The organism is Thermoanaerobacterales bacterium (assembly GCA_030019475.1).
Taxonomy (GTDB): domain Bacteria; phylum Bacillota; class Desulfotomaculia; order Desulfotomaculales; family JASEER01; genus JASEER01.
In genome coordinates, this window is record JASEER010000012.1 from 1 (window position 1) to 14,182 (window position 14,182).

The 14,182-nt window shown below is 65.1% G+C and carries 15 protein-coding genes; all 15 read right to left on the reverse strand.

Going from position 1 to position 14,182, the window contains the following annotated elements; genetic code table 11:
• Positions 1–460: AsnC family transcriptional regulator (locus QMC81_04745; GenBank protein ID MDI6906785.1), on the reverse strand; the 460-nt coding region annotated here is incomplete at its 3' end.
• Complete coding sequence (locus QMC81_04750; GenBank protein MDI6906786.1) at positions 441–923, reverse strand: AsnC family transcriptional regulator; 483 nt, start codon at positions 921–923, stop codon at positions 441–443. The genes QMC81_04745 and QMC81_04750, both read right to left, overlap by 20 nt.
• The gene (nirJ2, locus tag QMC81_04755) at positions 907–1,917 is read right to left on the reverse strand and encodes a putative heme d1 biosynthesis radical SAM protein NirJ2 (protein ID MDI6906787.1); all 1,011 of its coding nucleotides are present in this window, start codon (positions 1,915–1,917) and stop codon (positions 907–909) included. The genes QMC81_04750 and nirJ2 overlap by 17 nt, the downstream gene beginning before the upstream one ends.
• 73 nt (positions 1,918–1,990) lie before the next feature.
• Positions 1,991–2,965, reverse strand: a complete 975-nt coding sequence (hemB, locus tag QMC81_04760) for a porphobilinogen synthase (GenBank protein MDI6906788.1) — start codon at positions 2,963–2,965, stop codon at positions 1,991–1,993.
• Between the two features lie 54 nt (positions 2,966–3,019).
• Positions 3,020–4,192, reverse strand: a complete 1,173-nt coding sequence (locus QMC81_04765; protein ID MDI6906789.1) for a radical SAM protein — start codon at positions 4,190–4,192, stop codon at positions 3,020–3,022.
• A gap of 229 nt (positions 4,193–4,421) precedes the next feature.
• Positions 4,422–5,957, reverse strand: coding sequence for a uroporphyrinogen-III C-methyltransferase (cobA, locus tag QMC81_04770; protein MDI6906790.1), 1,536 nt, complete (start codon positions 5,955–5,957; stop codon positions 4,422–4,424).
• Positions 5,950–6,894 (reverse strand): hydroxymethylbilane synthase, encoded by a 945-nt coding sequence (gene hemC, locus QMC81_04775; protein ID MDI6906791.1) that lies wholly within the window; start codon positions 6,892–6,894, stop codon positions 5,950–5,952. The genes cobA and hemC overlap by 8 nt, the downstream gene beginning before the upstream one ends.
• 9 nt (positions 6,895–6,903) lie before the next feature.
• Positions 6,904–8,223, reverse strand: a complete 1,320-nt coding sequence (gene hemA / locus QMC81_04780; protein ID MDI6906792.1) for a glutamyl-tRNA reductase — start codon at positions 8,221–8,223, stop codon at positions 6,904–6,906.
• A complete protein-coding gene (locus QMC81_04785; protein MDI6906793.1) occupies positions 8,223–8,846 on the reverse strand; it encodes a bifunctional precorrin-2 dehydrogenase/sirohydrochlorin ferrochelatase in 624 nt (207 codons plus the stop codon). The genes hemA and QMC81_04785 overlap by 1 nt, the downstream gene beginning before the upstream one ends.
• Positions 8,847–8,910: 64 nt before the next feature.
• Positions 8,911–9,867 (reverse strand): polyprenyl synthetase family protein, encoded by a 957-nt coding sequence (locus tag QMC81_04790; protein ID MDI6906794.1) that lies wholly within the window; start codon positions 9,865–9,867, stop codon positions 8,911–8,913.
• Positions 9,868–9,955: 88 nt separating this feature from the next.
• A complete protein-coding gene (locus tag QMC81_04795; GenBank protein MDI6906795.1) occupies positions 9,956–10,579 on the reverse strand; it encodes a TraR/DksA C4-type zinc finger protein in 624 nt (207 codons plus the stop codon).
• 33 nt (positions 10,580–10,612) lie between these two features.
• Positions 10,613–10,909 carry a DUF5665 domain-containing protein gene (locus QMC81_04800; GenBank protein ID MDI6906796.1) on the reverse strand — a complete coding sequence of 99 codons (297 nt, stop codon included), beginning with the start codon at positions 10,907–10,909 and terminating at the stop codon, positions 10,613–10,615.
• Between the two features lie 83 nt (positions 10,910–10,992).
• Entirely contained in the window at positions 10,993–12,123 is a 1,131-nt protein-coding gene (locus QMC81_04805; protein ID MDI6906797.1) for a geranylgeranyl reductase family protein, read from the reverse strand.
• 135 nt (positions 12,124–12,258) lie between these two features.
• Positions 12,259–13,620 (reverse strand): PFL family protein, encoded by a 1,362-nt coding sequence (locus QMC81_04810; protein MDI6906798.1) that lies wholly within the window; start codon positions 13,618–13,620, stop codon positions 12,259–12,261.
• A 122-nt stretch (positions 13,621–13,742) separates the two neighbouring features.
• Positions 13,743–14,024 (reverse strand): ACT domain-containing protein, encoded by a 282-nt coding sequence (locus QMC81_04815; GenBank protein MDI6906799.1) that lies wholly within the window; start codon positions 14,022–14,024, stop codon positions 13,743–13,745.
• Positions 14,025–14,182: the final 158 nt, after the last annotated feature.

Here is a 14,182-nt window from a genome sequence, read left to right on the forward strand (position 1 = left end):
TCCGATCTCTCGTCCGTTTGAGTTCCCGTTCGCTGAAGAGAACCAGGTAGTCGTCCACCTTCACCTTCCCGGCAAGCTCGCGGATATATTCCTGGCAGGCCTCCCGTGTAGGCTTGTGGACCATGCTGTAGAGGTTGTAGGGCCAGTGCGGCGGCCCCTCGCGGTGGTAGCAGTGGGTGACGCCCGGGAAGCCGGCGACGGTTCGTCCCACCTCGTCCAGGCGCTCCGGCGGAACCTTCCAGGCCACCAGGGCATTGCCGGCAAAGCCGACCCGCTGGTGGCGCAGGGCTGCCCCGAAACGGCGCAGGTAACGGCCGTCCAGCAGGGCACGGACGCGGTCCATTACCTCTTCCTCCGTCAGGCCGACCCGCGCGGCAATGTCCCCGAAGGGCCGGCTTACCAGCGGCAGTCCGGCCTGGAGCCGGCGCACGATCTCGCGGTCAGTCTCTTCCGTCAGCATCCTGCACCTCGGAGACGTTGAATTTGACTTCGATCTTGTATATCTTGCGGGCCGGAAGGGTTATTATCTCCTCGATCCCGGTGCGGGTTTTGATTTCGTCCAGGATCTCCTGCAGCCGGTCTTCAGAGAGGGCCAGGGCTGTAAACCACATGTTGTAAGAGTGGTCGCGCAGATAGTTGTGGGTGACTTCCAGGTAGCTGTTAACGACCTCCGCCACCTCGTCCACCCTTTCTTCCGGGACGCGCATGGCGCACAGCGTTCCCTTGTAGCCCAGCCGGCGGGAATCAAAGATCCCTCCCAGGCGGCGGATGACCTTCCCCTCTTTCAGGCGGGCCAGCCGGGCCAGTACCTCGTCCTCGCTCATCCCCAGGGCGTGGCCCAGGTCGGCGTAAGGCGTGGGAGAGACCGGGAAGGCGGTCTGGATCAGGTTTAGAAGCTCCCGGTCCTTACTGTCGAGTTGCATCGGCCACCTCGCCGGCACGGCGATACAGGCACCAGGGCTCCTCGGCCATGTAGTCGCCATAGTAATAGAGCGCCCGCGCGCGGCAACCGCCGCACGCGTCGCCATAGTCACAAGTGCCGCAACGCCCCCCGTAGGCCCGGGTGCGAAGCCGCTGAAAGACCGGCGCCCGGCGCCAGATTTCGTCGAAGGGCGTTTCCAGGACGTTCCCCGCCTTAATCTCCATGTAAGCGCATGGCTGGACGTCGCCCCGCGGGCTGATGATACAGTAAGCCAGGCCGGCCAGGCAGCCGCGCGTGAAGCGCGTCGGCACCCCCATCTGGCGGGCGATGCGCACGAACTGCGGCGCGCAGGTCGGCTTTAGCTCAATGCCGACCTCGCCTTGTTTTTTCATAATGCGGCGCAGCAGCTTCTCGTATTCAGCCGCCCGCAGGCTCCCGGTCTCAATATCCACGGCGCGGCCGGTGGGCACGAGGAAGAAAACGTGGTGGGCCATGGCGCCCTCCGCCACCGCGAAGTCGGTTAAGGTCTCCACTTCATCGTAGTTCCATTGCATTACGGTGGTATGTACCTGGAAGGGCAGTCCGGCCTCGCGGCAGGCACGCATCCCGTCCACCGCCCCCTGCCAGGCCCCGGGCACGCCCCGGAAGCGGTCGTGGGCCTCGCTGCTTACGCTGTCCAGGCTAATGCCGATCGCCCCTGCCCCGGCATCCTTCAAGCGGCGGGCGATATCGGGAGTGACAAGGGTGCCGTTCGACCCGAGGACCGGCCGCAGGTCCTTTCGGCGGGCATAGGAGAGGAGTTCGTAGAGGTCCTCGCGCATCAAGGGTTCCCCGCCGGAAAAGATCATGATTTTGAAACCGGCGCGGGCAATGCCATCAATCAACTGGCGGGCCTCGGCGGTCGAGAGCTCCCGCGCCGCCTTCTCCCCGGCATCACGGTAGCAGTGAACGCAGTTAAGGTTGCAGGCGTTGGTCGTGTTCCAGGAGACGAGCATGGTCGCATTACTCCTTGATATTGGAAATTGGAGATTAGAAATTAAATTTCCAATTTCTAATTTCTAATTCCCATTACTCACTGAGCCATTGCGCCACGTCCTTGGCGTGGTAAGTTAAAATGATGTCCGCCCCGGCGCGTTTCATCGCCGTCAGGATCTCCAGGGTCACGGCCCTTTCGTCGAGCCAGCCGCGCGCGGCGGCGGCCTTAACCATGGAATACTCGCCGCTCACGTTGTAGGCGGCAACCGGCATGTGAAAAGCATCCTTGACCCGCCGGATAATGTCCAGGTACGCCAGGGCCGGCTTGACCATCACAATATCGGCCCCCTCGGCGATATCCTCGGCCACCTCCCGCAGGGCCTCATCGCCGTTGGCCGGGTCCATCTGGTAGCCCCTTCGGTCCCCAAACTGCGGGCAGGAGTCGGCGGCCTCGCGGAACGGGCCGTAAAAGGCGCCGGCGTATTTGGCGGAGTAGGCCATAATCGGCACGTGCACGTATCCTTCGGCGTCAAGGGCGGAGCGAATGGCTCCCACCCTTCCGTCCATCATGTCGGACGGGGCCACCATGTCCGCCCCGGCACGGACGTGGGAAACAGCCGTAAGCGCCAGCAGTTCCAGGGTCGGGTCGTTCAGGACCTGGCCGTTCTCCACGACGCCGCAGTGACCGTGGCTGGTGTACTCGCAGAGGCAGACATCGGTGAGCACCAACAGGTCCGGACAGGCGTCCTTCAGCGCACGCACGGCCCGCTGTATAATTCCGTCAGGCCGGTAGGCATGGCTGGCCCGTTCGTCCTTCTGCTCCGGGATACCGAAGACAATCACACCGGGGATGCCGAGCGCCTGCACATCCCGCGCTTCCGCCACCAGCGTGTCCACCGAGAAACGAAAAACGCCGGGCATCGCCTCAATCGGCTGGCGCAGGTCTTCGCCCTCGGTCACGAAAACCGGGTAGATCAGGTCGTCAACCGCCAGGCGCGTCTCCCTGACCATGCGCCGCACGACGGGGTTTTGGCGCAGGCGGCGCAGCCGCGTCGCGGGAAAAGGCATTTTCGTAAGACCCCCTTGGCTAAACCGGAGTGTTTCCCAACCCCGGGCTGGTTCTCAAACAAGGCCACCCGCCTCGTCCCCGGTGATCTCCTCGTCCGTCAGGTAGCAGGCCGGGTCCGGGGCCCAGAAGTCGCCGGTCGCCGCTTCGGCCCGCACCCGGAAGTTCCCGTTGCAGATGGCGAGCCAGCGACAGGCCGCACAACGGCCCTTGAGCAGCCCCCGGCGGTCCTTCAGCCCGGCCAGGATGGGGTTCGTGCGGTCGGTCCAGATCTCGCCGAAGGGCCGTTCCCGCACGTTGCCCAGGGTGTGGTTCATTGTGAACTGGTCCGGATGCACGTCCCCCCGCCAGTCAACCGCGCCGATGGCAATGCCGCTGCGATTGCCGCGGGAAGCGGCCAGCCACTCCCAGATCCGCTCCGCCCGTTCCGGGTCGCTCCGCTTCATTTTAAGATAAATGTAAACGGCGTCGGCATGGTTGTCGACGGTCAGGATCTCCTTCTGCAGGCCGCGCGCCAGCATATCGGCGGTGCGCGCCCAGATCAACTCGATCGCCGCCCTTTTCTCCTCCGGGGCGAGGTCCAGGTCCCGCAGCCGGCTGCCCCGGCCGCTGTAGACCAGGTGATAGAAGCAGGCGCGGTTGATTTCTTCCGCCTCGATGAGGTCAAAAATCGCGTCCAGGTCCCGGTAGTTCTCCCGGGTGATCGTAAAGCGCAGGCCGACCCGCTGCCCAACGACCACGCAGTGCCGGATGCCCTCCAGCGCAGCGGAGAAGGCTCCGGCAAGGCCGCGCAGGCGGTCGTTGGTCGGTTCCATGCCGTCCAGGCTGATGCCGACGTAGCCGACTCCCGTCTGTTTGAGGGCCCACGCCGTTTCCCGCGTGATCAGCGTCCCGTTTGTGGACACCACCGGCCGGATCCCCTTCTCGCGGGCATAAGCGGCCAGATCGAAGAAGTCGCGGCGCATCAACGGCTCCCCGCCGGAGAAAAGCAGCACCGGCACACCAAAGGCGGCCAGGCCGTCGATGAAGCGGCGCGCCGTTTCGGTATCCATTTCCTCCGCGGCGGGACCGGCGGTGGCGTTGGCGTAACAGTGTAGACAGCGCAGGTTACAGGCCCGCGTGCTGTTCCAGACCACCACGGGGCGCGTCTCTTCCTCCTGCGGGCGGACGTAGCGCAGGTGATCCCCGCGTTCCTTCCGGCCGGAAATCATCTTCGAGATCGAAAGCAAGGCCTCAGCTCCCCGATCGTTTGCGCGTTGTATAAGGTATTGGGACATTACTCTGATTATAATCGAAAACAAAGCAGGTGTTTACCCGGCCGTCGACCGACGCCCCGCCGGCTCGTCCAATCCTGGTGCTACTACCGCATGGGCGAGGATGTGCCGGGTAATTCGGTCATCGGTCGTCAGGTATCAGGCGTCGGGATAGTAGGGATTCGCTACGCACGCCAACCAAGCCTCAGTCCTGCTTCTCATCCTGCCTGAAGCGCTCCTCCAGCGCCCGGACCAGCCCCGGGATGGTGTGTTCGTCCGCCACCACGTCCACCCGAAGCCCCAGTTCCCGCGCCGTAGCCGCGGTTACCGGACCGATGGCGGCCACCACGGTGGACGCCAGGAGGGCCGGCGCCTGGTCCTCCCCCAGCGCCGCCGCCAGGTTACGCGCCGTCGACGAACTGGTCAGGGTCACCGCGTGGATGCGCCCCTCGCGGAGCAGTTCGCGCACTTTCGGTGCACGGTCGGCCACGGGGCGCGTACGGTAGACCGTAACCTCGCAGACGACGGCCCCGGCCGCCGTGAGAGCCTCGTTGAGCGCCTTCGGGGCAATGTCGGTGCGCGGAAGCAGGACCCTGGCCCCCGGTCGCAGCAGCCCCGGAAGCTGCCTGCCGATTTCTTCCGCGCGGAAGGCCTCGGGCATGAAGGCCACCCGGAGGCCGTAGGCTTCAAGTGCCTGCCGTGTCGCCGGACCAATCGCGGCCAGTTGGATCCCGGCCAGGTCCCGGACGTCGCCCCCGCATTCGCGCAGACGAGCCAAAAAATAGCGCACCCCGTTGACACTGGTAAAAACAATCCAGTCAAAGCTGCCCACGTCCGCCAGGGCCTCATCGAGAGGCCCCCAGTCCTCGGGCGGCGTGATGGCGATGGTCGGGAACTCCAGCGGCTCACCGCCCCCCGCCGCAATGGCCTGCGCCAGGTCGCTGGCCTGCTCCCGGGCACGGGTCACCAGGACCCGCCGGCCGAAAAGCGGCCGCCGTTCGACCCACTGCAGGCGGTCACGCAGGGTGCAGACCTCGCCGACGATAATCACGGCCGGGTTCTTAATGCCGGCCTGCGCCACCCGCTCCCCGATATCGGCCAGAGTACCCACCACGGTGGCCTGCTCGGGCCAGGTCCCCCGGTAAACCACGGCGGCCGGGGTTTCGGGGCGCCGGCCGTGGGCCGTCAGGCGTTCCATGATCGCCGTCAGGTTCCCCATCCCCATCAGAAAAACCAGCGTACCCGCCCCGGTAGCCAGCTTGGCCCAGTCGATGTTGCTTTCTTCCTTGGTGGGGTCCTCGTTCCCCGTTATGATGGCCACGGTGGCCGTAAAATCCCGGTGCGTCAGGGGGATGCCGGCATAGGCCGGCGCGGCGATGGCCGAGGTGATCCCGGGCACGATTTCAAAGGGGATACCCCGCTCGGCCAGGAACTCGGCCTCCTCGCCGCCGCGTCCGAAGATGAACGGATCCCCGCCCTTGAGCCGGGCCACCCGCCGCCCTGCCTCCGCATGCCCGGCGAGGAGAGCGTTAATCCGGTCCTGGGTCAGGGAATGGCCCTCCGGCGACTTGCCGGCGTATACCAGTTCGGCGCCCGGCCGGGCGTGGCGAAGCAGCCGCGGGTTGACCAGGCGGTCATAGACGATAACGTCGGCCTCCTGCAGGCACTCCGCGCCCCGGAGGGTAAAAAGGCCGGGGTCGCCCGGCCCGGCGCCGATCAAATAGACGATGCCCTTATTCACGCCTCTCGGGCCCTCCTTCGCGTAGTTCGGCCAGGATCTCCCGCGCCCCCAGCTGCAGGAGCTTCTCCGCCACCCGCTCCCCCAGGGCTGCCGGGGCTGTCGGGGGACCGACCTCAACGGTCCGTACCACCCGCCGTCCATCCAGGTCGGAGACCACCGCTTCCAGTACCAGATCCTGGTCCCAGAAGCGCGCCAGGGCGCCGATGGGCACCTGGCAACCGCCTTCCAGGCGGGCCAGCAAAGCCCGCTCGGCCTCCACGGCGACGCGGCTCTCCGGGTCTTCGAGCAGGCGAAGCAAGCCCAGGATCTCGGCATCGTCCGCCCGCGCCTCGACTCCCAGAGCGCCTTGGCCCACCGCAGGCAGGCAGACAGCCGTGGAAACAGGCTGGGTGATACGGTTCTCTAAACCTAAACGCTTAAGCCCGGCCCGTGCCAGCACCAGTGCGTCGACCTGCCCCTCGTCCAGTTTGCGCAGGCGGGTGTGAAGGTTCCCGCGCATGGCCACCAGGTTCAGATCGGGGCGGAAGGCAAGGAACTGTGCCTGCCGCCGCAGGCTGGAGGTGCCGACCCGCGCTCCCGGCGGCAGGTCCTCCAGCCGGTGCCCGTCCCGCGAAACCAGGGCGTCCCCGGGGTCCTCGCGGGCGGTCACCGCCCCGATGACCAAGCCCGCCGGGAGGGCCGTCGGCACGTCCTTCATGCTGTGCACGGCTATATCAATGGTACCGTCCAATAAGGCTTTCTCGATCTCTTTGGTGAAGAGCCCCCGGTCTCCGATCTTGGCGAGCGCGACATCCAGGATGTTGTCTCCCGTCGTGCTGATGTGTATGACACGGAAGGATGTGCGGGGGCAGGCCCGCTTCAGGCGCTCGATGACCCAGCGGGTCTGCTCGAGCGCCAGCGCGCTCCCCCGGCTTCCGACCAAGACCTCGTCGCGCAAGTCTGACTCCTACCTCCTTGCCCGACCTTTATGCTTGAAAGGTTCCCATATCGCGGCGTTTACTTCGTCCCCCTCCGGTTCCAGGTCGAAGAGCTTCTGCAGCGCATCGGCATACGCCGCCCCTTCGTTGGTGAGGGCGTAGGCCTTGAGCCTGGTTATCGGCTCGTGCAGGAGCTGGTTGACGATGGAGTTGGCCAGGGTGCTGATGACCTTGACTTCATGGTCCGTAAGGTCGCCGAGGCGGTTCAAGGCCTTGTGCAACTCACGCTGCTTGATATCTTCCCCTCGACGTTTCAGGGCGGTCACCGTGGGGACGACGTACCTTACCTCCAGGGAACGAATAAACTCGGTCAATTCGTGGTCGATAATGGCCTCGGCCGCCGCGGCCGCGCGCCTCCGTTCGGCCAGGTTGGCGTCGACGACGCTCTGCAGGCTGTCAATGTCGTAAAGTGACACGCCGGGAAGATGGCCGACCTCGGGGTCGATGTCCCTCGGCACGGCGATGTCGATCATGAATATCGGCCGCGCGTCGCGCCGCCGCATGACCGCCGCCATCGGCTCCGGCTTGATGACGTAATGAGCCGCGGCGGTGGCGCTGATGACAATGTCGGCCGTCTCCATCCATTGATAAAGCTCGTCGAAATGCACCGCGCGGCCGCCGAACTGGGCGGCCAGGAGCTGCGCCCGGTCGTAGGAGCGGTTCGAGACGATCACCCCGCTCACCCCGTTGGCCAGAAGGTGCTTGACCGTGAGTTCACTCATCTCGCCCGCCCCGACGATCAGCACCGTCCGCCCGTCCAGGGAACCCAGAACTTGGCGTGCCAGTTCAACGGCGGCGTAACTGATCGAAACCGGGTTGCGGTCGATGCCCGTTTCGGCGCGCACCCGTTTGCCGACCGCCAGGGCCTGCTGAAAGACGAGGTTTAAAAGCCCGTTAACCGTCCCCGCTTCCTGGGCGATCTGGTATGCCGTTTTAACCTGCCCGAGGATCTGCGTCTCCCCCAGGACCATCGAGTCCAGTCCCGCGGCGACGCGGAAGAGGTGTTCGATCGCTTCCCCCATAAACTTCTCGTAAGCGTACCGGCGCATCTCTTCCACCGACTGGCCGCAGCAGCCGGCCAGAAAGCGCCAGACGCCATCGACCCTGGTCTCCTCAGTCACCGCCGCATAGATCTCGGTCCGGTTGCAGGTGGAGATGATAACGCAGCTATCCACCCCGTCGTAGGCGATAAGGGTGCGGAGAACCTCCCGTAATCGGTGCTCCGGGAAAGCGAGGCGTTCACGTACGGCCACCGGCGCCGTACGGTGATTCAGCCCTACGGCGGCCATCAGCACCCGTCGATCAACTCCTTTGCCCGCTCCAGGTCCCCCTGCCTCAAAGCGGCCATTACCTCCTGTGTCAGGCAGGCCTCCAGCCGGCGCTGCCGGGCGCCCTGGTCGGGCTCCCCGGCTTTGATCTCCGCCCGCCGGGCGGCCAGGTACTCCAGGAAAGCCCCGTAAACCGGCCCGTACAAACGCTCCAGTTCCTCGCGCACACGCCTTGCCAGGAGCGGGCTCTTTCCGGCCGTTGAAACAGAGATGGTGAAGTCGCCCCGCCGTATGCTGGCGGGCACAAAAAAACTACAGTGCGGCGGGTCGTCGACGGCGTTCAATAGAACGCGACGGGACCCGCACTCACGGGCCACACCGGCGTTTACTTCCGGGTCGTTGGCGGCGCTGATGACCAGGAAGTGGCCCTCCACGTCTCCATCCCGGTAAGGGCGGGGGTAATGCTCTATCGTCCCCCGCAGCGCTTCACCCGCCAGCCAGGGAGTAAGGTCCGGGCTTATAACGCGCACGCGCGCCCCGGCCGCCAGCAGGGAGCGTACCTTGCGCTCCGCCACGCGGCCGCCGCCGATAACGAGGCAGGGCTCTCCTTCAAGTTTTAAAGATACCGGGTAGATAGGCGCCATAATACCCCCAAAATTAGTTGTATTCGTTACCGGAAAACCGTTTCCTGCCGGAACTTGACAGACTTTAGAAACTGCGCGCCCTGACGAATTCCGTGATGCGGGCCAGGGTCTCCCGCGCGGGGATGGCCGGCAGGCGCTCCAGTTGCGCCCGGGCTTTGGCCAGGTACCTCTCGGCCACCTGGAAGGCGAAGTTGATGCCGCCGCAGTCCCGGGTAATCCGGATCGCCTCCCGGATGTCCTCCGGAGTCTTCTCCGGGTGCGCGACGATGGCGGTCAGCGTCCCGGCCTCCGGGCTCCGTTCAAGGGCGTATATCACCGGGAGAGTAATTACCCCCTGCCGCAGGTCGCCACCCACCGGCTTGCCCAGCCTCCGTTCGTCGGCGAGCATGTCCAGAATATCGTCGGTGATCTGGAACGCCATGCCGAGCTGGTAGCCGTAACGTCCCAGGGGACGGTAAATGGACGGCGGGGCGCCGGTGGCCACCGCGCCGAGCTTGCAGGCGGCCTCGATAAGGACCGCGGTCTTGCCCTTGATCCTCTTGAGATACTGCCGCAGGTCCGGACGGTTGGTCCCCGCCATTTGCAGGAGTTCGCCCTCCGCCATCAGCACGCAGGCTCGCGCCAGTTCCCGGGGGATCATCTCGTTGGGATACTCCGAGACCAGGATCAGCGCCCGGGCAAGCAGGAAATCACCCGTGTGCGTGGAGACACGGTTCCCCCACAGGGCCTTGACGGTAGGGGTCCCACGCCGTGTCTGCGCGGCGTCCACCACGTCGTCGTGGACCAGGGTGGCCATATGAATCAGCTCAAGGGCCATGGCCAGGGGAAGGACCGCCGCCAGGTCATACCGGTGGAACTTCCCGGCTAGAAGTGCGAAGGCCGGACGCAACCTCTTGCCCCCGGCCTTCAAAAGGTGGTTCGCCGTCTCGGTAAGTAGAGGGTCGTTGCTTTGCAGTGCCTTGTGCAGTTCGCGGTCGACAACCGCCAGGTCGGCGCTGATCTCATCGAAAAGCGGGAGCATTCCCCATCCTCCGGTTTAAGCGTACGGTACCCGATGTAGTTGCTGTTCGACCCGTGCGGCCCTAATTCCTTCCCCCTGGCACTGAATGTCAATCCCGGGTGTCGCCGAACGGGTAACGATCTCCGGGGCGGTCGTCCTCATAGACCATCCCGTCCTCGATAACATAGGGAATGGCCTCGACATCGTCCACGGTTCCGCGGTCCTCTTCCTCTACGTCCTCCACCTCGGTGGAGAGGCCGTGCTGGGCCACGTCCTGCCAGGTGTCCTCCCGGTCGTATTCGTTACTGCCGTCAAAGGACGGCCCGAAGGGCCGCGCCAACACATCCTCCTCGACGGGCCGGGCCCTGCTCGGCCCCCCAGTCTCCTCCGCGGTCTTGCACTGTACGCACAGGGTCGTTGAGGGTACGGCCTCCAGGCGTTCCAGGGGGATCTCCCGCCCGCAGCGCTCGCATATCCCGTAGTTCCCGTTCTCCACCCGGGCCAGAGCGTCCTCCACGGCACGCAGGCGCAGGCGCGCTTCGTCCTCCAGCGCGAAGTCCTTACTGCGCTCGAAGCTCTCCGACCCGATGTCGGCCGGGTGGTTGTCGTAAAGGGACAGCTCGCCGATCGAGTCCTCGAGGGCGACGGTCATCGTCTGACGCATATCATCGATGAGTTGCAGCAGGTCCCGGCGCTCGCTGAGCAATAGCCTTCGCAAATGCTCCAGTTGCACAGGTTTCAGTTCGGCCACCTCCATCAGGGGGAATCAGGTCATCTTCAGTTGCACCAACTGGACCACATAGGCGATGAACTCGCTGATGCCGGGAAGGTTAAGAAGAACAAGGTGGCGGAGAAGCATCAACAGCAAGGCCCCCAGGAGAGTGAAACCCACGGCGATGCCGAGGCCCCGCGCCACACCGGTCAGAAGGTTGAGGTACAGGAGGCGCCACGGGCTCTCCAGAAGCGAAACGTATTCCGCCAGCCTCATTTTCTCCATGTTCACGGCCAACTGCTGTACGCGCTCGGAAAGCGTGCGCAACTCGGCCGTCTTGGCCTCGTCCATACCCCGACCCCCGGCAATCGTCATCGGTATCATTATTTGCGTAAGGCCGCGGAATAATCACCGGCCATGGTTTTCCGGCCGTGCTATACGTGTAGGAAGTGGCGGCGGAGCCGGCGGAAAAGCGTCCGCCAGAGGGCGGCGTAGGTGTCCGTGTAAAGGTAGGTCCAGAACTCCTGCATCAGGTCGGGCCGCCTTTCAAGAAAACCGGCCGCCCAGCCGGTCATACCATAAAAGGCGCGTGCCAGGCGGTGGGCGAGGGCCATTTCCCGGCGCAGCCGCCGGTCGAGGAGGCGCTGGTACAGGGCCGGGGCTTCCCACAAGCGTGCCCTGCGGGCGAGCACGGCCTCGGCTGCCGTGGCGGCCGAGAGACAGCTATGGTAAATCCCTTCTCCGGTAAAGGGATCACACAGGCCGGCGGCGTCACCGATGAGCATCGTCCGCACTCCGGTGACCGACGGGTCGGCCAGATAGTGGAAGGGCAAGGGGAAACCCTGACGGTGGCGGACGGGCGTTCCCTTCAGGCGCATGCGCTCCAGGAAGGCATCCAGAAGTGCCGGCAAGTCTCTTTGCGCGGCGGAGAAAGTCCCCAGCCCTACGTTGAGGTGGTCATCCTTGGGAAAGACCCACCCGTAGCCTGCGGGGATGGCGGCCAGGTCTATGACCAGGTCGCCGCGCAGGTCCGCCAGGCGGTCGGGAGGAGCGAGGACCTCGGCCACCAGCGCCATGCCCTGCCGGGTACCCCGCCTGATGTCCCGGGCGACCACGCTTTGCGCCCCGTCGGCCCCTATGGCCAGTTCGGCCTGGAGTGCCCCGTGCGTGGCGGTGTACACCGTAACTCCCCGGTCGTCGCCGGCGACGGCCGTCACCGTACAGCCTTCCAGTGTCCGGGCGCCGGCTTCCCGCGCCGCCGTGAGGAGAAGATGGTCGAACTTCTCCCGCCTTACCATATGGCAGACGGGCTGTTCCCATGAGACGACGGTCCGCCGGTGGTAGTAGACGGCAGCCTGCCGCGTGACGTCCTCCACCGCCGTCTGCCAAGGCAAAGAACTCAGCAGGACGGCCGTTTTCGCCGTAATGCCGCCGCCGCAGGGCTTGCGCCGCGGCATCGGCCGCCTTTCCAGGAGGATGACGTCAAGGCCTTCACGCGCCAGGAGATAGGCCAGAAAAGAGCCGCCCGGTCCTCCCCCGACGATAATTACCTGATGACCTTCCAAGCGAACTTCAGCCCTCCGGCGGAAAACTCCCGGTCCTGTCTCGTCTCGGCATATACTTTATGGTCTTGGCCCAAGTCTATTCCGCGGGCGCGGGGAGAGTCTCACCCCGCACTCCGTCCGCCACGATACCGATGCCTAATTGGTCAGGCTCTGAATAGGTGCAGGGATGCGCCCTCCTCGTCTCACGAAACCCGCCGCCGAATACCGGTTCACGTTCATCACCGGCGCCCGGCCCAAAAGCCCCCCGAATTCCACATACTGCCCCGGCCCTTTCCCCGGCGCGGGAATAATCCTTACCGCCGTGGTCTTCCGGTTGATAACCCCGATGGCGATCTCGTCGGCGATAATGGCGGCTATGGTTTCCGCCGGCGTGTCGCCCGGAATGGCGATCATGTCCAGGCCTACCGAGCACACTGCGGTCATGGCCTCCAGTTTCTCCAGGCTCAGGGCCCCGGCCTCGACCGCGCGGATCATGCCGGCGTCCTCGCTGACCGGGATGAAGGCCCCGGACAGGCCGCCGACATACGACGAGGCCATGGCCCCGCCCTTCTTCACCGCATCGTTGAGCAGGGCCAGGGCGGCGGTGGTCCCGGGCCCGCCGCAACGTTCAAGGCCCATCGCTTCAAGGATCTCGGCCACGCTGTCGCCCACCGCCGGTGTCGGCGCCAGGGACAGGTCAACGATGCCGAAAGGCACCCCCAGTCTCCCGGCGGCCACCCGTCCCACGAGTTCGCCCATGCGGGTGACCTTGAAGGCTGTTTTTTTCACCGTCTCCGCCAGCGCTCCGAGATCCGCTTCGTTGCCGAGTTTCTCCACGGCGTTCTTCACCACGCCCGGCCCGCTGACCCCGACGTTTATCACGCACTCCGGCTCGCCCGTACCATGGAAGGCCCCCGCCATGAAAGGGTTGTCCTCGGGCGCGTTGGCGAAGACCACCAGTTTCGCGCACGCAATCCCGTCATCTGCGGCGGAGAGTTCGGCCGCTTCCTTGATAACCCGCCCCATCCGGCCCACGGCGTCCATATTGATCCCTGCTCCGGTGGTGGCCACGTTGACCGAACCGCACACCCGTTCCGTACCGGCCAGAGCGCGCGCCAGGCAGCCGACCAGAAGGTCGTCGCCGGCCGCAAAGCCCTTGTGCACCAGGGCCGAAAAGCCTCCGATGAAGTTTACTCCCACGGCGGCCGCCGCCCGGTCAAGGGTCGCGGCCAGGGCCAGGGCGCCCTCTTCATCCCAGCCGTCGAGGAGCAACGCCGCCGGGGTTACGGCGATGCGCTTGTTGACGATGGGGATGCCGTACTCGCGGGAGATGTCCTCTCCCACCGCAACAAGCCGCTCGGCAAGGCGGGTGATCTTGTCATATACCCGGCGGCACGTGGCATCCGGCTCCGGCCCGGCACAGTCGCGCAGGCTGATACCCATAGTGATGGTGCGGATATCCAGGTTCTCCTGCTGGATCATCTTGATCGTTTCCAGTATCTCATGCAAAGCCAGCAAGATGTTTCCCTCCCAAGACGACGACTCTGTTCTCGTTGGGGGCTCGCCTGACGGCCGGGATCTTCACCCTGGTTCGCGAAAAACCCGGCCTATCCTCGCCCTTGGACCAGTATGTCCAGTGTTCAGATCCGGTGCATGTACCGGAAGGCGTCCTCATGCTGGGCATCGATACGCACGCCCAGTTCCTCGCCTTTGGCGGCCAGCCGTTCCTTCAGCGGCCCCAGCTCGATACGGCTTTCGGCCATATCGGCGATGATGATCATTACGAACAGTCCCTGAAGGATGGTCTGGCTGATGTCCAGGATGTTGATGCTGTTCTCGGCCAGCACCCCCGCCACGCTGGCGATGATCCCCACGCGGTCCTGGCCCAAGACGGTGACGATGATGCGGTTGGAACCGGACACTTTTACTCTCTCCTTTGCCAGGCTGCAAGGCAGCTAAGGCTCTCGTGCCCGGCCCTGACCGCCGGAGGGCGATCGGGCCGGGCACGGGAATGCCTTTTAGCGCCTTGGTTCCATGGGTTTTCTCTTGGTAGCCCCCATCAGTTCCGGCCCCGCAGGGG